This is a genomic window from Salmonella enterica subsp. enterica serovar Typhimurium str. LT2, assembly GCF_000006945.2.
Taxonomy (GTDB): Bacteria; Pseudomonadota; Gammaproteobacteria; order Enterobacterales; family Enterobacteriaceae; genus Salmonella; species Salmonella enterica.
This window is the reverse complement of sequence record NC_003197.2, coordinates 3839756-3857138: the sequence shown is the minus strand read 5'-3', so window position 1 is coordinate 3857138 and position 17383 is coordinate 3839756. Positions and strand designations below refer to the sequence as shown.

The window sequence follows — 17383 nt, the reverse complement described above, 5'->3', positions numbered from 1 at the left end:
AGTAAACTCTATTTTATAAAACGTCTATGGCGACTTTTACGACTATTTTCCGTATCGGCGTAGCAATGCTTTTATTACAACCTGGACGATGAACATCCTGCGGGAAAAACAGGGCATAACTTCCCGGTATCATTTCAATGAATGATTCATGTTCACTGTCGTGATAAAAAATAATATCGCGCTGTTCTAATAATGACTCGCTGATTTGATTATTACCGGTATCAATGGCAACCCCAATTTTCTCTTCACCCCATGCCAGAAACTGAATATCCAGATAGCGGCGATGGACTTCCGGACGATTTTCAGCAGCATCGCGGGTGGTCATATCGATAATCTGCGCGAAGATATTTTTGCCGTCGATTTCCACTACGCCAGGTTCCAGCGTGCGAAAGTCCGTATTACGCAGGAAATCGAGCGCCTGCTCTATGGCCGACGGTAACCGGCACGGATCAGGCTGCGCGATATGTCCAAAAATCATGATGTGGCTCCTTACAGCGCCTGAATTTTAGCCCAGACGCTGTCGTCAATGGTGATACCGTGACGGCGGTTGTCATCCAGCAGTTTGGTAAATTCGTGGCCGGGCAGCCGAATCGCGACGTTGTCGTCGGCGCGTTCAGCGGTGGTGATGAAATCCATAATCCGCTGCAGTTTGGCGTCGCGGGTTGCGCCATCGATCAGCTTATCCACTTCTATGGCGATGAAAATCTGCGAGACGCCATATTCATCGCTGTTTTCCTGGGTCACTTCGGCAACGGAAGAGCCGTTGGAAAGCAGGGTGGCAATCATGTCCAGCACAATCGACAGACCAGATCCTTTCCAGTAACCCATCGGTAAAATGCGGCGATTTTTCTCGATAACGCCCGGTTCTTTGGTCAACTGACCGTTATCGTCGAAACCGCCGTCCACCGGCAGTTCGCGGCCCGCCAGACGGTTAACTTCTAACATTCCGTAGGAGAACATCGACATCGACATATCTACCATCGTGATCGGCGTAGACGGGATGGCGACGATCAGCGGATTGGTACCGATACGGCACTCTTTCGCCCCCCACGGCGGCATGACGGCGATGGAGTTGGTCCAGCAAATGCCGATATAGCCTTTTTCCGCCGCCTGCCAGCCGTAGCTGCCGCCGCGCATCCAGTGGTTAGCATTACGTAACGCCACCAGGCCAATACCATGATCGGAAGCCAGCTCGATGGCCCGGTCCATCATCTTTTTCGCCGTCAGGTTGCCGATAGCGCGCTGAGCATCCCACTGTTCGATGGCGCCGAGGCTGGTAACCCGCTGCGGTTTAGCATCAGGAATAATGTCGCCGTTATCCAGTTGCTGGATGAAGCGAGGAAAGCGGTTCACGCCGTGGGAATAGACACCGGACTCGGTGGTGCGAGCGAACATTTCCGCGCACTCGTCGGCGGTATCTTCCGCAATATTCCGCGACCGCAAGACGCGGTAGAAGGCCCCTTTTAACTCTTCGAAAGTTACTTTCATCCCTGTTCTCCTGGTCGATTGTTAGAAATTTTAGTATGTTTTTTTGTCTATAAATTTCATAATGCGAAATCTAGTTCCAAATATATAGATCAAAAATTGACATGGCAACGCCAGAGAAGGTTTTTAAAAATGATTAAAATCATCGGGTTATGTTTTTTATGCTGATATCGTGAACTGCAACACACTTTGAGCTACCATCTGATCGCCCAAGAAAGGAGAGAGTTTTCTGATGAGCCAGAACAACGATAAAGAGAAGCCTGCGGGGAGTCAGAGCCTGTTTCGTGGCCTGATGTTGATAGAAATTTTGAGTAACTACCCGAACGGTTGCCCGCTGGCGCACCTGTCGGAGCTGGCGGGGCTGAACAAGAGTACCGTCCATCGTTTGTTGCAGGGGCTTCAATCCTGCGGATATGTGACGCCAGCGCCGGCGGCCGGGAGCTACCGTCTGACGACAAAGTTTATTGCCGTCGGCCAAAAAGCCCTGTCATCGCTGAATATCATCCACGTTGCGGCACCGCACCTTGAGGCGCTCAACCTGACCACCGGCGAGACGGTGAATTTTTCCAGCCGTGAAGATGACCACGCTATCCTGATTTATAAGCTGGAACCGACCACCGGTATGCTGCGCACGCGTGCCTACATTGGCCAGCATATGCCGCTGTACTGCTCGGCGATGGGGAAAATTTATATGGCGTTTGGTCAGCCGGATTATGTGGCGTCTTACTGGGAAAGCCATAAAGATCAGATCCAGCCGCTGACTCGTAATACCATTACCGATTTACCAGCAATGTACGATGAGCTGGCGCAAATTCGTGAAACCAGCATGGCGATGGATCGCGAAGAAAATGAACTAGGCGTTTCCTGTATTGCTGTGCCTGTGTTTGATATTCACCATCGAGTGCCTTACGCCATTTCTATTTCACTGTCGACGTCACGGCTAAAACAGATCGGCGAGAAAAATCTGCTCAAACCGTTGCGTGAAACCGCACAGGCTATCTCTAACGAGCTGGGATTTACCGTTCGCGAATAAGACAGCTCGCCAGGTTTTATCAGGCATCTGACAAAATTTGTCCGTTTGCGTAGTGGGATCAAAGCGGCGGGGAATGGCTCTCTGGCATTCTGGCGTTTTAACGCAGGGGGAGAACAATGAACCGGTTTATTATGGCGGATGCGTCGGCGTGTATCGGGTGTCGTACCTGCGAGGTCGCCTGCGTGGTGTCGCACCAGGAACAGCAGAATAGCGCGGCGGTGACGACGGCGGACTTTGTGCCGCGTATCCGGGTGATAAAAGAGGATAGCTTCACCACGGCCACGGTCTGCCATCAGTGTGAGGACGCGCCGTGCGCAAATGTCTGCCCGGTACAGGCGATTCGCCGTGATCGGGGGCATATCTTCGTGACGTCATCGCGCTGCATTGGTTGTAAAAGCTGTATGCTGGCTTGCCCGTTTGGCGCGATGACTGTGGTGGCGTCCGCGTCAGGCGCGCAGGCGATTAAATGCGATCTTTGCTGGCATCGGGAAGCGGGGCCGGCGTGCGTGGAAGCCTGCCCGACCAGTGCGTTACAGTGCGTTGACGCAGCACACGTGCAGCGCCAGCGCCTCTATTCTCAACCTTTCTGAACGTCGTTCCGGCCTGCATGATGGCCGGAATAACCGTCAGCCTTCACGCCAGGCGCGTTCTATCTCTTCTGCCAGAATTTTTACGCCCGCCTCGATTTTGTCCGGTTCAGGCACGTAGTTCATCCGCATACACTGGTGTGTGTGCGGCCAGGGTTTATCCAGTCCGGGAAAGAAATAGTGGCCCGGCACCATCAGCACGCCGCGCGCTTTCAAGCGTTGATAGAGTAACTCGGTGGTAATCGGCAGATCTTTAAACCACAGCCACAAAAATATTGCGCCTTCTGGTTTATGAATCAGGCAGCGTTCTTCGGATAAATAGCGACGAATGATCGCGATCGTCTGTTGAACGCGCTGATAGTAGAAAGGTTTGATAACCGTTTCCGACAGCCGCAGCAGATCGTTACGCTTAATCATTTCGCACATCATCGCCGGGCCCATGCCCCCGGGCGCAAGGCTGATGATGCCGTTCATGTTGGCAATGGCGGTAATCGTCTTATCATTGGCGATGATAATCCCGCAGCGGGAACCGGGCAGCCCCAGCTTCGAGAGGCTCATGCATAGGATAATATTGGGGTTCCACAGCGGGCGCGCCTCGCTAAAGATAATGCCCGGAAACGGTACACCGTAAGCGTTATCAATCACCAGTGGGATGTTGTGCTGATTCGCCAGTCTGTCCAGCTTCATCAGCTCTTCGTCGGTGATAACGTTACCGGTTGGGTTGGTTGGGCGCGAGACGCAAATCATCCCCGTTTCTTCGCCGATGTGCAGATGCTCAAAATCGACGTGATACTTAAACTGGCCTTCCGGCAGCAGTTCAATATTCGGCCGCGCCGAAACGAAGAGGTCGTCTTCCAGACCGGAATCTGCATAGCCGATGTATTCCGGCGCAAGCGGGAATAGTACCTTTTTCGTACTGCCGTCGGCGCGACGTCCGGCGAAGAGATTAAATAAGTAGAAAAACGCGCTCTGACTGCCATTTGTCAGCGCAATATTCTGTGGTTCGATATCCCATCCCAGCGTTTCACGTAGCAGTACGGCCAGTGCATTCAGTAGCGCCGTTTTTCCCTGGGGACCGTCATAATTACAAAGCGCATCAGCGGCTTTGCCGCTTTCTACCATATCTGTCAGTAGCGTCTGGAAATAATCCTGCATTGCAGGGATGTGTGCCGGGTTACCGCCGCCAAGCATGATGGCGCCTGGCGTGCGTAAGCCGTCGTTGAGATCCTCCATCAGGCGGGTAATGCCTGAATGGCGGGTAAATTTATCGCCGAAAAGTGAAAATGTCATAACGGGTGATCTATCGAACTGTCTGTCAAAGTGGATAACCATAACGCTACAAATGGCGGGGCGCAAATGGGGGTCAGGCGGTGGTGTTGATGTTTTATGCTACAAATTTTTATCAGGTTAGTTTTTTGTTTTGAAGGGGCTACCGGTACGCGAGGAGACCGGTAGCGCCACGATTAGCGGCGGCCCGCCCAGACGACCATCACCGTATCGTCGCCGTACTGGCGTACAAAACCGTACCCGTGTTTTAGCGTCAGCGTGGTTTGTTGGCCTGCGCCGATGGCGGGATGTCTGGCGCGGAACTGGCTAATACGCTGCCAGTGCGCGACGGCTGCGGCTGACTTTCCGCTCACGTCCTGCCAGTTCATATCTGAACGGGTGCCTTGCAGCGGGTCGGAGCCGGTGGGGCCGAAGGGACGAGCGGATTCATCGCCGTAAAAGATCTGCACCGCGCCTGGCGAAAGCAGCAGCAGTTCCGCCGCCTTATCACCGCCCTCACGGAAAAGGCGCGTATCATGCGAGGAGAGGTAACTTAATACGTTGAAATCCTGCATTTTATCCGTCATCTGCTGCCAGACTGGCCCCATTTCCGCCAGGCAATCGACCGCTTTCGCCGCCTGCTCCTGATAATCAAAATTGATCATCGCGTCGAAACCATAGCGATAATAATCACTTTTCATGACGCCGTGGCCCCACGCTTCGCCAGTCATCCAGAACGGGCTATTATCCAGCGCTTTGTCCGGATTGGCCTGCTTCCATTCACGTAACGCCGCGCTGGCCTGGGTTTTTAGCTGTTGCCAGGCAGGAAGCTCAACGTTTTTGGCAGTATCGACCCGGAACCCGTCAATGCCGTAATCATGTACCCACTGGCTTAACCAGTGAGTCAGATAATCCCGTGGCGTATAGCCCTCAATGAACTTTGCTTTAGTATCGGGTTTGTTGGCATAGAACGCGGGTAGACCGGAAGGCGTGGTAGATTCCGTTTTTATATCCGGCAGGAAGGCCAGCGACAGGGTTAAATCGTCAAATCCCGGACTGTCGTAGTCGCCAATATCGGTACGAATCCACTTTTTCCCCCACCATTTTTCCCAGGCGGCGCTGTCGCTGAAGTTGATGTAGTCGTTAAAGCTGTGCCAGCTTTGTCCGGCGGCGGGTCGCCAGTTTGTCCAGCGATCGCCGAGAATTTTTTGCCGTTCCGCGCCGGATAAATAGAGCGCGCCGAACTGATACTCCTGCATATCCGCCAGCGTGGCGTAACCGGCATGATTCATTACTACGTCAAATAAAATACGGATGCCGCGCTGGTGCGCGCCGTCGACCAGCGCGCGGAGATCGGCTTCGCTGCCCATATTGGCATCCAGCGTCGTCCAGTCTTGAGTGTAATAGCCGTGATAGGCGTAATGAGGAAAATCGCCTTTTGTCCCGCCGCCGACCCAGCCGTGGATCTGTTCAAACGGCGAGCTTATCCACAAGGCGTTCACGCCTAATTGCTGTAGATAGTCCAGTTGACTCGTCAACCCGCGCAAATCGCCGCCGTGGAAAGTGCCAATCTCTTGCATACCATCCTTATGGCGACTATAGCTGTGGTCGTTGGTTGGATCGCCATTGCGAAAGCGATCCGTAAGCACAAAATAAACGGTGGCGTTGCGCCAGTTAAAAGGCGCCGGCGCATGGGTTTCCGCGCGTTCCAGCAATAAAAGCCCGTGGCTGTCGGCAGGTTGCAGCGTGATTTGCCCGTTTTGGACGGTATCGGTTTGACCACTGTAATAATCGCGCACTACCGTCCCTTCCGGAAAGGTTTGGCGAACATCCAGCGTGAGCGGCGACCCATCCCAGACGGGACACTGGTAGGCGAGCTGCGCGGTGCGTTCAGGTTCAGTTTTTATCGATAACAACAGGGTCGGCGTACCGGAGCGGGTATCTACCGTTATCGTATAGTCGCCATCTTTAAACAAACGCCATTGCGGCGGCGCGCCTTCGCAGGGTTTTAACGACAACATTTGGTTGAGTTTTATGGCGCCGGAGGGCTGCCAGCACTGCTGGTCAATATGGAGCGTTAACGCGCGTGTACCTTTTGTTAATGCAGCATGGCTGGTAAAGCGCCCGGTTTCCTGCGTCGAGAACGTCGGAAAACCGGGTGAGGTCCATGATGAGGCGATCGCGATACCGGGTATCAGCGTCAGAGCGAAGGCGGCAAGTTTCATCACGCTATCCTTTGTGGGCAATATTCATCAGCTTGCCTGGTTTTTAGGCGAATGAACTCCTCCTCAGCAGAGAGTCGCGCAGGAGGAGACGCGAGGGTGAGCGACGAGGCGCAAAAAAACGCCTCTATTTGCGATAAGCACCACATTTTATTGGCATTATTGCTGCCTGTTATCGTTAATACTTGACATAGTTTCGGATTAAGACTATTCCCTGAGGTGCTTTTTAAGCCTATTTTTGCTAGAATTTGGGGTTCAAACCTCAACTTCGTGAAAAATAAAAGGTGTTGGAATGTATCAATCCGACCAGGAGACCTAATGATATTGACTCCCATGCGACGATATGGGGCAATGATTCTTATGTTACTCACCATCGCATTTTCGGGTGAGGTGCTGGCAAAGACGCACGCAACACAAACGAGTCAAAAGTCCCACATAACTGAGACAAGTTATAAACAGGTTAGCAGTAAACAAGAGTATTCTCGCAATAGTGCAAAGAGCAGTTCACTTCCTGATTTGCGAAAATACCCTTCCGGAACCCCCAGAAAAAAAGCGTTTCTCCGGACCGTTATGCCTTACATCACCAGCCAAAATGCCGCGATTACCGCGGACCGTAATTGGCTGATCTCAAAACAGTACCAGAACCGCTGGTCGCCGTCTGAACGCGCGCGTATGAAAGATATCGCGAAGCGCTATAAAGTGAGCTGGTCCGGCAACACGCGTCGTATTCCGTGGAATACGTTGCTGGAGCGCGTCGACATTATCCCAACCAGCATGGTGGCGACGATGGCGGCGGCGGAAAGCGGCTGGGGAACCTCTAAACTGGCGCGTAGCAACAATAACCTGTTCGGCATGAAGTGCACGAAAGGGCGTTGTACCAATACGCCGGGTAAGGTGAAAGGTTACTCGCAATTCGCGTCGGTTGAGGAGTCGGTGAGCGCGTATGTCGCCAACCTGAACACGCATCCGGCTTATTCTTCTTTCCGCAAGTCGCGCGCCCAACTGCGTAAGGCGGATCAGGAAGTCACCGCCACGGCGATGATTCATAAGCTGAAGGGTTACTCTACCCAGGGGTCGCGCTATAACAACTACTTGTTCGCGATGTACCAGGACAACCAGCGTCTGATCGCCGCGCATATGTAATTCTGTGTGCCGGATGGCGCTACGCTATCCGGCTTACAAGGCATCTGTAGGCTGGATAAACTACAACAACGCTTCACTATGCTGGTCGCGATACTCCTTCGGCGTAGTGACGTACTCCTTTTTAAACACCGAATAGAAATATTGCAGCGACGGGTAGCCGCACATTTGCGAAATTTCGTTTATCGCCAACGTGGTAGAAATCAACAAACTACGCGCTTTTTCCAGCTTTTCGGCGTGGATCAGCGCATGTATCGTCTCGCCAACTTCTTCCTTAAAACGTTTTTCCAGGTTTGAACGTGAAATCCCAACCGCGTCCAGCACCTGCTCGACTTTAATGCCCTTACAGGCATGGTTACGAATAAAGTGCATCGCCTGGATAACCGCCGGATCGGTCAGGGAGCGATAGTCTGTCGAGCGGCGCGCAATGACGCGCACCGGCGGCACCAGAATGCGCTGTAAAGGCATCTCTTCACGCGCCAGCAAACGGTGCAGCAGCTTCGCCGCCTGATAGCCCATTTGCCGCGCCCCCTGCGCGACGGAGGAAAGCGCGACGCGCGACAGGTAACGGGTTAACTCTTCGTTATCAATACCGATAACGCAAAGTTTTTCCGGCACCGGAATATGCAGGTGTTCGCAGGCCTGCAATACGTGACGGGCGCGGGCATCCGTTACGGCAATGATGCCGGTTTGCGGCGGCAGCGTCTGAAGCCAGTCGGCGAGGCGATTTTGCGCGTGCTGCCAGTTTTCCGGCGCGGTTTCCAGCCCCTGATAGACTACGCCGCGGTATTTTTCCTCGGCGACCAGCTGGCGAAAGGCGTATTCCCGTTCCGCCGCCCAATGTTTGCGGCTGGAGTTGGGCAAACCGTAAAACGCGAAGCGGTTAACGCCTTTTTCTTTTAAATGCAGGAAAGCGCTTTCAACGAGCGCATGATTATCGGTGGCGATGTAATGAACGGCAGGATAATTTTCAGCAAGATGGTAAGAACCGCCGACCCCGACAATGGGTACGTCGACATCGGCCAATAATTGCGCGATATCGTCATCATCGTAATCGGCAATAACGCCGTCGCCTAACCACTCTTTAATGTTATCGATACGGGCACGGAAATCTTCCTCAATAAATATATCCCATTCGGATTGCGAGGCTTGTAAATATTCACCCACCCCCTCCACTACCTGACGGTCATAGGCTTTATTCGCGTTAAATAACAGAGTGATACGGTGACGTTTATCAAACATGAGGATATATCCTGCAAAAGTGAACCTGGACTCATGGATACTATCAAAACGGCTGACATAACGGTCTGGCGAATGATGACAAATTATTTTGCGCCTGAAACGTTATGCGAAATTCATCACAGCAAACGGCGGATGACAATTGTCATTTCTTATCTATATATTACGGTTTTTTGTTTATTTGCCAGGATTCGATCGCGATCGCTTTTTTCTTCTGTGGTTTTCAGCGTTTTTTTGAGAGCCAGAGCACATTTGGGGATTCTCTTAATAGCGGTGTGAAATAACGTAATTGAGCAATAAATCAGGAAATTCCAGTATGACGTTATGTCGTTTACTTGCCGTCTTATCTGATTATGGAGCTCACTATGCAGGCTTATTTTGACCAACTCGATCGTGTTCGCTATGAAGGCCCTCAATCGACTAACCCGCTGGCATTTCGTCATTACAATCCCGACGAGCTGGTTTTAGGTAAACGTATGGAAGATCACCTGCGTTTCGCGGCCTGTTACTGGCATACCTTCTGCTGGAACGGCGCGGATATGTTTGGTGTAGGCGCGTTTAATCGTCCGTGGCAGCAACCGGGCGAAGCGCTGGAGCTGGCGAAACGCAAAGCGGATGTGGCGTTTGAATTTTTCCACAAACTGAATGTGCCTTTTTACTGCTTCCATGACGTGGATGTGTCGCCGGAAGGCGCGTCGTTGAAAGAATATAAAAACAACTTCGCGCAGATGGTGGATGTGCTGGCGGCGAAACAGGAGCAGAGCGGCGTAAAACTGCTGTGGGGAACGGCGAACTGCTTTACCAACCCGCGCTATGGCGCAGGCGCCGCCACTAACCCGGATCCGGAAGTCTTTAGCTGGGCAGCGACGCAAGTGGTTACGGCAATGAACGCCACGCATAAACTGGGCGGCGAAAATTACGTCCTGTGGGGCGGGCGCGAAGGTTATGAAACGTTGCTGAATACCGATCTGCGCCAGGAACGCGAACAGATTGGCCGCTTTATGCAAATGGTGGTCGAGCACAAACATAAAATGGGTTTCCAGGGCACACTGCTGATTGAACCGAAACCGCAGGAACCGACAAAACATCAGTATGATTATGACGTTGCAACGGTCTATGGCTTCCTCAAACAGTTCGGCCTGGAAAAAGAGATCAAAGTGAACATTGAGGCGAACCACGCGACGCTGGCGGGCCATTCGTTCCACCATGAAATCGCAACCGCTATCGCGCTGGGTATTTTTGGCTCCGTTGACGCCAACCGCGGCGATGCGCAACTGGGCTGGGATACCGATCAGTTCCCGATTAGCGTTGAAGAGAACGCGCTGGTGATGTACGAAATCCTGAAAGCGGGCGGATTCACGACGGGCGGTCTCAACTTCGACGCCAAAGTTCGTCGCCAGAGCACCGATAAATACGATCTGTTCTACGGTCATATCGGCGCGATGGATACGATGGCGTTGTCGCTGAAAATCGCCGCGCGTATGGTTGAAGACGGCGAGCTGGATAAACGCGTGGCGAAGCGCTATGCCGGCTGGAATGGCGAGCTGGGTCAGCAGATTCTGAAAGGACAACTCTCCTTAGGCGAACTGGCGCAGTATGCGGAGCAGCATAATCTGGCGCCAGTACATCAAAGCGGTCATCAGGAGCTGTTAGAAAATCTGGTTAACCGTTATCTGTTTGATAAATAACCCTATCTACCGGGCGACTCCGCGTTAGCCCGGCCTGTAGTCGTGATTAGCCCGGTAAGCGTAGCGCTGCCGGGCGCTTTCAGTAAAGGAACCCACACTATGTATATCGGGATCGATCTTGGTACATCGGGTGTAAAAGCTATCCTGTTGAATGAGCAGGGCGATGTGCTGGCTACGCATACTGAAAAACTGACCGTATCGCGTCCGCATCCCTTATGGTCGGAACAGGAACCAGAGCAGTGGTGGCAGGCGACGGATCGTGCGGTTAAAGGTTTAGGTCGGCAACAGTCGTTAAGTGGCGTCCGGGCGTTGGGCATCGCCGGACAAATGCATGGCGCGACATTGCTTGATAGCCGTCAGCAGGTTCTGCGACCAGCGATTTTATGGAATGACGGACGCTGTAGCGAAGAGTGCGCCTGGCTGGAAAAACAGGTGCCGCAGTCGCGTGCGATAACCGGTAATCTGATGATGCCCGGTTTTACCGCGCCCAAATTAGTCTGGGTGCAGCGCCACGAACCGGATATTTTCTACCAGATAGACAAGGTTCTGCTGCCGAAAGATTTTCTGCGGCTGCGAATGACAGGCGTCTTTGCCAGCGATATGTCGGATGCGGCGGGAACGATGTGGCTGGACGTGAAAAAGCGCGACTGGAGCGACGTTATGCTCAACGCCTGTCATTTAACCCGACAGCAGATGCCAGCGTTATTTGAAGGTAGTGACATTACCGGAACGTTGCTGCCGGAGGTGGCCAGCGCATGGGGAATGCCAGCAGTACCTGTGGTGGCGGGCGGCGGCGACAATGCGGCTGGCGCGGTCGGCGTAGGAATGATCGATGCCGGACAGGCGATGCTCTCACTCGGAACATCGGGCGTCTATTTTGCCGTCAGCGACGGCTTTCTGAGTAAACCGGAGAGCGCAGTACACAGTTTTTGCCATGCGCTGCCGGAACGCTGGCATTTAATGTCTGTGATGTTGAGCGCCGCCTCTTGTCTGGACTGGGCGGCTAAACTCACCGGGCAGGAGAACGTCCCGGCGCTGATTGCCGCCGCACAGCAGGCGGATGAGCATGCCGATTCGATCTGGTTTTTGCCGTACCTGTCCGGCGAGCGCACGCCGCATAATAATCCGCAGGCAAAAGGCGTTTTCTTTGGTTTAACCCATCAGCATGGCCCGGCGGAACTGGCGCGGGCGGTACTGGAGGGCGTGGGATATGCTTTGGCGGACGGTATGGATGTGGTTCACGCCTGCGGCGTCAAACCCGCCAGCGTGACGCTTATCGGCGGCGGGGCGCGCAGCGAATACTGGCGTCAGATGCTATCTGATATTAGCGGGCTACAGCTTGATTATCGTACTGGCGGCGATGTAGGGCCAGCGCTGGGCGCGGCGCGTCTGGCGCAAATTGCGGTGAATAAACAGACCCCGCTCGCCGATGTATTGCCGCAGTTGCCGCTGGAGCAGGCGCATTATCCTGATGCGCAGCGTCATGCGGTTTATCAACAACGTCGTGAAACCTTCCGTCGACTTTATCAGCAGCTGTTGCCGTTGATGTCATAAGTCAGAATGCCTTTCAGTTTTGGCTGAAAGGCATTTCCCGTAAATATTAATTCTATTGAATTATATCGAAGTAAGTATGTGTGTTTTCTGATTTTTATATTATTGCTGAGCAGGCGCCTTTTTCATCGCTATTTCTTCGCTTAATGTGTCTCACACAACCACAAGGAGAGTGAGATGGACGATCACGTTGCGCGCAGGAAACGGATATTCGGCCTGGGAATGTTAGTTGTCGGTGCAGTGGTATACCTGGTGGGACTGTGGCCAGGCTGTCATACATTAAGCGAAAAGGGATATTTTTTTGCGGCAATCGTCATGTGTGGTTTTCCAGTCTTAATTCGCCAGGAACACACGGGAAATGGCCGCTTGCTTTCTCGTTGCAAATCTTTGCTGTTGCTTGGCATCGGCATGGTCGCGGTCGGCGTATTTAACCTGGCGCTGGCGGGCGCGCTGAAAATACTGTGTCTGGTGGCGCTGGGGGTCAGTATATATGGAACCGATCTTTACGCTTCCTACAGTGATGATGAATGATGGCCGGAGCCATCATTGTCGTTTAGCTAACCCATTTCCGTTTATCAATACGCTGTAACAGCATGGAAAGTAGCAGGCTTCCTGTCACCGTCGCGGCAAAAACCCACACGATGTCTAACGGCGGCCAACGTTTTAACTCCAGACCATTAGTACGTAGCGCATGGATAATCAGTGCGTGGAAACCATAAATGCCCAACGAGTGGCGGGAGATAAGCCCCAGTCCAGGTAACGTCCGCGCATTCAGCTTATTTTTAACTACCGTGAACAGTGAGACGGCGCAAATAAACACCATGGGACCGCAATACAGATACCAGGTATCGGCAAAATTTCCGCGCCAGCGTAATTCATGCAATGTGCCGCGAGAAATAACAAATACCGCGATGATGAACAGGGCAGTGCAGATAAGCGTCAGCGATGACTTTTGCGTCTCCATCATTCCAATGGCGCGGCCCAGGATACCGTAGAGAATGTAGTAGAACGTGTCGCCGCTGATATACAGATTGATGGGCAACCATTCAACGCCGCCGATTTTTTGCGGCACAGTATTTGGGTTAGCAATAATACCAATGATCACCATCAGCATCAGGAGCATTTTGCCGCTCACGTTTTTTACCTGGATTAATGGCGATACCAGGTAGATCACCGTAATCGCAAAGAAAAACCACAGGTGGTAAAACACGGGTTTTTGCAGCACATTTTTTAGCGAAAGCTCGACGTTGATCGAAGTAAAAAGTGAAATGTAAGCCAGGGCGACAACGCTGTAAAAGATAAGGCACAGGGCGATACGTAAAAAATGCCGCGGTTGCGCGCAGCGCTCGCCAAAAAAAAGATAGCCTGAAATCATAAAAAACAGGGGAACGCTAACGCGCGAAGCCGAATTCAGGACATTCGCAATATCCCAGTTTAGCGGGCTGACGCTGTGGGCGTTGGTGATGTACCACGTTGTAGTATGGATCATCACTACCATTAAACAGGCGATCCCTCGCAGGTTATCAATCCAGTTAATTTTAGGCTGCATCAGTTCCTCAGCTTCCGTTTCAATAGAGTTCCAGCGCGGTGGCTCACTGGAAAAATCCGACTTTCTACGCTACATCTTGTGATGGCGTAAGGAGATTCGCACAATGTGTCTGCTACCCACAAACCTTAATAATAAGACTGACCAGCAAACCAGACGGTAATAAAAATGATAATGAAGTATTTCTGTTCTGTGATGATAGCCATCGCTCTGGTGGGATGCACAGCGACACCTCCACCGACGCAAAAAGCCCAGCAGAGTAAAGTGAGCCCAACACGCACGCTGGATATGGAAGCATTGTGTAAAGCTCAGGCGGCGCAGCGTTACAATACTGGCGCACAGAAAATTGCTGTTACCGGTTTCGAACAGTTTCAGGGGAGCTATGAGATGCGTGGTAATACTTTCCGTAAAGAGAGTTTTGTCTGCTCTTTTGATGCAGATGGGCAGTTTTTACATCTTTCTATGCGGTAAAAGCCGCGCCTGGTGAGGTGTGATGCCGCGAAATCCGGCAATTTTCGCTAAACAAACCGGTTTCATACTGTATATCTCGCATCCAGCGGGTATACTGGCTCCTTCCTTTAAATCCACACGTATCCAGCACGAAATAATATGCAAAAGTTTGATACCAGGACCTTCCAGGGCTTGATCCTGACCTTACAGGATTACTGGGCTCGCCAGGGCTGCACCATTGTTCAACCATTGGACATGGAAGTCGGCGCGGGAACTTCTCATCCAATGACCTGCCTGCGCGCGCTGGGGCCAGAGCCGATGGCGACTGCCTATGTGCAGCCTTCTCGTCGTCCGACCGATGGCCGCTACGGCGAAAACCCGAACCGCTTACAGCACTACTATCAGTTCCAGGTAGTGATTAAGCCGTCTCCGGACAACATTCAGGAGCTGTATCTCGGTTCTCTGAAAGAGCTGGGTATGGACCCGACCATTCACGATATCCGTTTCGTGGAAGATAACTGGGAGAACCCGACGCTGGGCGCCTGGGGACTCGGCTGGGAAGTGTGGCTGAATGGCATGGAAGTGACGCAGTTCACCTACTTCCAGCAGGTCGGCGGCCTGGAGTGCAAGCCGGTGACCGGTGAAATCACCTACGGTCTGGAACGTCTGGCGATGTATATCCAGGGCGTGGACAGCGTTTACGACCTGGTCTGGAGCGATGGCCCGCTGGGTAAAACCACCTACGGCGACGTGTTCCATCAAAACGAAGTGGAGCAGTCCACCTATAACTTTGAATACGCCGATGTGGATTTCTTATTCACCTGCTTCGAGCAGTATGAAAAAGAAGCCCAGCAGCTGCTGGCGCTGGAAAACCCGCTGCCGCTGCCGGCCTACGAGCGTATTCTGAAAGCCGCCCATAGCTTCAACCTGCTGGATGCGCGTAAAGCTATCTCCGTCACCGAACGTCAGCGCTACATTTTGCGTATTCGCACCCTGACCAAAGCAGTGGCAGAGGCTTATTATGCTTCCCGTGAAGCCCTCGGCTTCCCGATGTGCAACAAAGACAAGTAAGAGGCGGCCATGTCTGAGAAAACTTTTCTGGTGGAAATCGGCACTGAAGAGCTGCCACCAAAAGCACTGCGCAGTTTGGCTGAGTCCTTTGCTGCGAACTTCACTGCGGAGCTGGATAACGCCGGCCTCGCGCACGGTAACGTTGAATGGTTTGCCGCCCCGCGCCGTCTGGCGCTGAAAGTGGCGAATCTTGCTGAATCTCAGCCCGATCGCGAAGTCGAAAAACGTGGTCCGGCGATTGCTCAGGCGTTTGACGCCGAAGGCAAACCGAGCAAAGCGGCAGAAGGCTGGGCGCGCGGCTGCGGGATCACCGTTGATCAGGCCGAGCGTCTGAAGACCGACAAAGGCGAATGGCTGCTGTATCGTGCCCACGTGAAGGGCGAAAGTACCGAAGCGCTGGTGCCGAACATGGTAGCCACCTCGCTGGCGAAACTACCGATCCCGAAACTGATGCGCTGGGGCGCGTCTGACGTACACTTCGTGCGTCCGGTGCACACCGTGACCCTGCTGTTGGGCGATAAGGTCATTCCGGCGACTATTCTGGGTATTCAGTCTGACCGCGTCATTCGCGGCCACCGCTTTATGGGTGAGCCGGAGTTCACTATCGACAATGCTGACCAGTACCCGCAAATTCTGCTGGAGCGCGGTAAAGTCATTGCCGACTACGAAGCGCGTAAAGCCAAAATCAAAGCGGACGCTGAAGAAGCAGCACGTAAGATTGGCGGTAATGCCGACCTGAGCGAAAGCCTGCTGGAAGAAGTAGCTTCGCTGGTGGAATGGCCGGTGGTATTGACGGCGAAATTCGAAGAGAAATTCCTCGCCGTGCCTGCCGAAGCGCTGGTGTACACCATGAAGGGCGACCAGAAGTATTTCCCGGTTTATGACAACGCGGGCAAGCTGCTGCCGAACTTTATCTTCGTCGCCAACATCGAGTCGAAAGATCCGACCCAGATTATCTCCGGTAACGAGAAAGTGGTGCGTCCGCGTCTGGCAGATGCTGAATTCTTCTTCAATACCGACCGTAAAAAACGTCTGGAAGACCATCTGCCGCGTCTACAAACCGTGCTGTTCCAGCAACAGCTGGGCACGCTGCGCGACAAGACCGACCGTATTCAGGCGCTGGCGGGCTGGATTGCCGGTCAGATTGGCGCTGACGTCAACCACGCCACTCGTGCGGGCCTGCTCTCCAAGTGCGACCTGATGACCAACATGGTCTTCGAGTTCACCGACACCCAGGGCGTGATGGGGATGCACTACGCGCGCCATGATGGTGAAGCGGAAGATGTGGCCGTGGCGCTGAACGAACAGTATCAGCCACGCTTTGCCGGTGATGACCTGCCGTCTAACCCGGTGGCCTGCGCGCTGGCGATCGCCGATAAGATGGATACTCTGGCGGGTATCTTCGGTATTGGTCAGCATCCGAAAGGCGACAAAGACCCGTTTGCGCTGCGTCGTGCCGCGCTGGGCGTGCTGCGCATCATCGTTGAGAAGAACCTCGCTCTTGATCTGCAAACGCTGACCGAAGAAGCGGTGCGTCTGTATGGCGACAAGCTGACCAATGCCAACGTAGTCGATGATGTGATCGATTTTATGCTGGGTCGCTTCCGCGCCTGGTATCAGGATGAAGGTTACACCGTCGACACTATCCAGGCGGTACTGGCGCGTCGTCCGACCCGTCCGGCAGATTTTGATGCCCGCATGAAGGCGGTGTCTCATTTCCGCACCCTGGAAGAAGCCTCTGCGCTGGCGGCGGCGAACAAGCGCGTCTCCAACATCCTGGCGAAAGCCACTGAGCCGCTGAACGATATCGTCCACGCCTCCGTACTGAAAGAAGCGGCGGAAATTGAGTTGGCCAGACATCTGGTTGTGCTGCGTGATAAGCTTCAGCCGTACTTTGCCGATGGTCGTTATCAGGAAGCGTTGATTGAGCTGGCTGCTCTGCGCGCTCCGGTGGATGAATTCTTCGAAAATGTCATGGTTAACGCGGAAGAGAAAGATATCCGTATCAACCGCCTGACGCTGTTGTCGAAACTACGCGAACTGTTCCTGCAGGTTGCGGATATTTCGTTACTTCAATAAGCGTTCAGTTAAATAAACAAAAACCT

15 protein-coding genes and 20 other annotated features are annotated in these 17383 nt (G+C 53.1%); of the genes, 9 read left to right on the top strand and 6 right to left on the bottom strand.

Translation table 11 applies throughout. From position 1 onward, the window contains the following. Positions 1-13: 13 nt before the first annotated feature. Positions 14-491 (bottom strand): putative cytoplasmic protein gene (gene yiaL, locus STM3669; RefSeq protein ID NP_462569.1). Within the gene, positions 14-478 belong to an annotated coding region; the region does not span the whole gene. Then, positions 486-491 (bottom strand) — a ribosome-binding site (putative RBS for yiaL; RegulonDB:STMS1H003650). Its footprint overlaps the gene before it by 6 nt. Next, the gene (gene yiaK, locus STM3668; RefSeq protein ID NP_462568.1) for a putative malate dehydrogenase occupies positions 490-1501 on the bottom strand. Within the gene, positions 490-1488 belong to an annotated coding region; the region does not span the whole gene. Before yiaK ends, yiaL begins: the two co-directional genes overlap by 2 nt. Next, positions 1496-1501: a ribosome-binding site (putative RBS for yiaK; RegulonDB:STMS1H003649), on the bottom strand. Its footprint overlaps the gene before it by 6 nt. A 199-nt stretch (positions 1502-1700) precedes the next feature. Next, positions 1701-1706 (top strand) — a ribosome-binding site (putative RBS for yiaJ; RegulonDB:STMS1H003648). Here yiaK and yiaJ point away from each other — a divergent pair. Both yiaJ and ysaA read left to right on the top strand, forming a co-directional pair. Next, the gene (gene yiaJ / locus STM3667) for an IclR family transcriptional repressor (RefSeq protein NP_462567.1) occupies positions 1701-2518 on the top strand. Within the gene, positions 1718-2518 belong to an annotated coding region; the region does not span the whole gene. It overlaps the preceding feature by 6 nt. A gap of 103 nt (positions 2519-2621) precedes the next feature. Beyond that, positions 2622-2627: a ribosome-binding site (putative RBS for ysaA; RegulonDB:STMS1H003647), on the top strand. Further along, the gene (ysaA, locus tag STM3666) for a putative oxidoreductase (RefSeq protein ID NP_462566.1) occupies positions 2622-3108 on the top strand. Within the gene, positions 2635-3108 belong to an annotated coding region; the region does not span the whole gene. Its footprint overlaps the feature before it by 6 nt. A 36-nt stretch (positions 3109-3144) precedes the next feature. Here the strand turns inward: ysaA and avtA are convergent. Both avtA and malS read right to left on the bottom strand, forming a co-directional pair. Then, the gene (gene avtA / locus STM3665; protein ID NP_462565.1) at positions 3145-4395 is read right to left on the bottom strand and encodes a valine-pyruvate aminotransferase; all 1251 of its coding nucleotides are present in this window, start codon (positions 4393-4395) and stop codon (positions 3145-3147) included. A gap of 173 nt (positions 4396-4568) precedes the next feature. Beyond that, the gene (malS, locus tag STM3664; protein ID NP_462564.1) for an alpha-amylase occupies positions 4569-6629 on the bottom strand. Within the gene, positions 4569-6596 belong to an annotated coding region; the region does not span the whole gene. Next, positions 6597-6605: a -10 signal (putative -10_signal for malS; RegulonDB:STMLTH004608), on the bottom strand. (Overlaps the previous gene by 9 nt.) Beyond that, positions 6603-6608 (bottom strand) — a ribosome-binding site (putative RBS for malS; RegulonDB:STMS1H003646). It overlaps the preceding feature by 3 nt. After that, positions 6621-6629, bottom strand: a -35 signal (putative -35_signal for malS; RegulonDB:STMLTH004608). A 22-nt stretch (positions 6630-6651) precedes the next feature. After that, positions 6652-6661: a protein binding site (putative binding site for MalT, RegulonDB: STMS1H000277), on the bottom strand. A gap of 197 nt (positions 6662-6858) precedes the next feature. Further along, positions 6859-6879 (bottom strand) — a protein binding site (putative binding site for CRP, RegulonDB: STMS1H000046). A gap of 21 nt (positions 6880-6900) precedes the next feature. Beyond that, positions 6901-6906: a ribosome-binding site (putative RBS for bax; RegulonDB:STMS1H003645), on the top strand. Here malS and bax point away from each other — a divergent pair. Then, positions 6901-7736 (top strand): gene transcribed divergently from malS gene (gene bax, locus STM3663; protein NP_462563.1). Within the gene, positions 6912-7736 belong to an annotated coding region; the region does not span the whole gene. Its footprint overlaps the feature before it by 6 nt. A gap of 60 nt (positions 7737-7796) precedes the next feature. Here bax and xylR read toward each other — a convergent pair. Next, the gene (gene xylR, locus STM3662; protein ID NP_462562.1) for a xylose operon regulatory protein occupies positions 7797-8989 on the bottom strand. Within the gene, positions 7797-8975 belong to an annotated coding region; the region does not span the whole gene. Next, positions 8984-8989, bottom strand: a ribosome-binding site (putative RBS for xylR; RegulonDB:STMS1H003644). Its footprint overlaps the gene before it by 6 nt. A gap of 37 nt (positions 8990-9026) precedes the next feature. Continuing rightward, positions 9027-9045 (top strand) — a protein binding site (putative binding site for XylR, RegulonDB: STMS1H000396). A 207-nt stretch (positions 9046-9252) separates the two neighbouring features. Beyond that, positions 9253-9269 (top strand) — a protein binding site (putative binding site for XylR, RegulonDB: STMS1H000397). A 56-nt stretch (positions 9270-9325) separates the two neighbouring features. After that, positions 9326-9331: a ribosome-binding site (putative RBS for xylA; RegulonDB:STMS1H003643), on the top strand. Between xylR and xylA the strand changes: the two genes are divergently transcribed. The 3 genes from xylA (at position 9326) to yiaB (ending at position 12742) form a co-directional block, all read left to right on the top strand. Further along, positions 9326-10660, top strand: a protein-coding gene (xylA, locus tag STM3661) for a D-xylose isomerase (protein NP_462561.1). Within the gene, positions 9338-10660 belong to an annotated coding region; the region does not span the whole gene. (Overlaps the previous feature by 6 nt.) 85 nt (positions 10661-10745) lie before the next feature. Continuing rightward, positions 10746-10751, top strand: a ribosome-binding site (putative RBS for xylB; RegulonDB:STMS1H003642). After that, positions 10746-12214, top strand: a protein-coding gene (xylB, locus tag STM3660) for a xylulokinase (protein ID NP_462560.1). Within the gene, positions 10760-12214 belong to an annotated coding region; the region does not span the whole gene. (Overlaps the previous feature by 6 nt.) Positions 12215-12376: 162 nt before the next feature. After that, positions 12377-12382 (top strand) — a ribosome-binding site (putative RBS for yiaB; RegulonDB:STMS1H003641). Then, positions 12377-12742 (top strand): putative inner membrane protein gene (gene yiaB, locus STM3659; protein NP_462559.1). Within the gene, positions 12389-12742 belong to an annotated coding region; the region does not span the whole gene. (Overlaps the previous feature by 6 nt.) 22 nt (positions 12743-12764) lie before the next feature. On the opposite strand, the gene yiaH is transcribed toward yiaB, so the two are convergent. Further along, positions 12765-13769, bottom strand: a protein-coding gene (gene yiaH / locus STM3658) for a putative inner membrane protein (protein ID NP_462558.1). Within the gene, positions 12765-13760 belong to an annotated coding region; the region does not span the whole gene. Then, positions 13764-13769 (bottom strand) — a ribosome-binding site (putative RBS for yiaH; RegulonDB:STMS1H003640). It overlaps the preceding gene by 6 nt. Before the next feature lie 152 nt (positions 13770-13921). Beyond that, positions 13922-13927 (top strand) — a ribosome-binding site (putative RBS for STM3657; RegulonDB:STMS1H003639). Here yiaH and STM3657 point away from each other — a divergent pair. From STM3657 to glyS, 3 genes are all read left to right on the top strand, one after another. Then, positions 13922-14228 (top strand): putative outer membrane lipoprotein gene (locus tag STM3657; protein NP_462557.1). Within the gene, positions 13926-14228 belong to an annotated coding region; the region does not span the whole gene. Its footprint overlaps the feature before it by 6 nt. A 127-nt stretch (positions 14229-14355) precedes the next feature. After that, positions 14356-14361 (top strand) — a ribosome-binding site (putative RBS for glyQ; RegulonDB:STMS1H003638). Next, the gene (glyQ, locus tag STM3656; RefSeq protein ID NP_462556.1) for a glycine tRNA synthetase, alpha subunit occupies positions 14356-15278 on the top strand. Within the gene, positions 14367-15278 belong to an annotated coding region; the region does not span the whole gene. Its footprint overlaps the feature before it by 6 nt. Continuing rightward, positions 15279-15284: a ribosome-binding site (putative RBS for glyS; RegulonDB:STMS1H003637), on the top strand. After that, positions 15279-17357 (top strand): glycine tRNA synthetase, beta subunit gene (gene glyS, locus STM3655; protein NP_462555.1). Within the gene, positions 15288-17357 belong to an annotated coding region; the region does not span the whole gene. (Overlaps the previous feature by 6 nt.) The last annotated feature ends 26 nt before the right edge of the window (positions 17358-17383 follow it).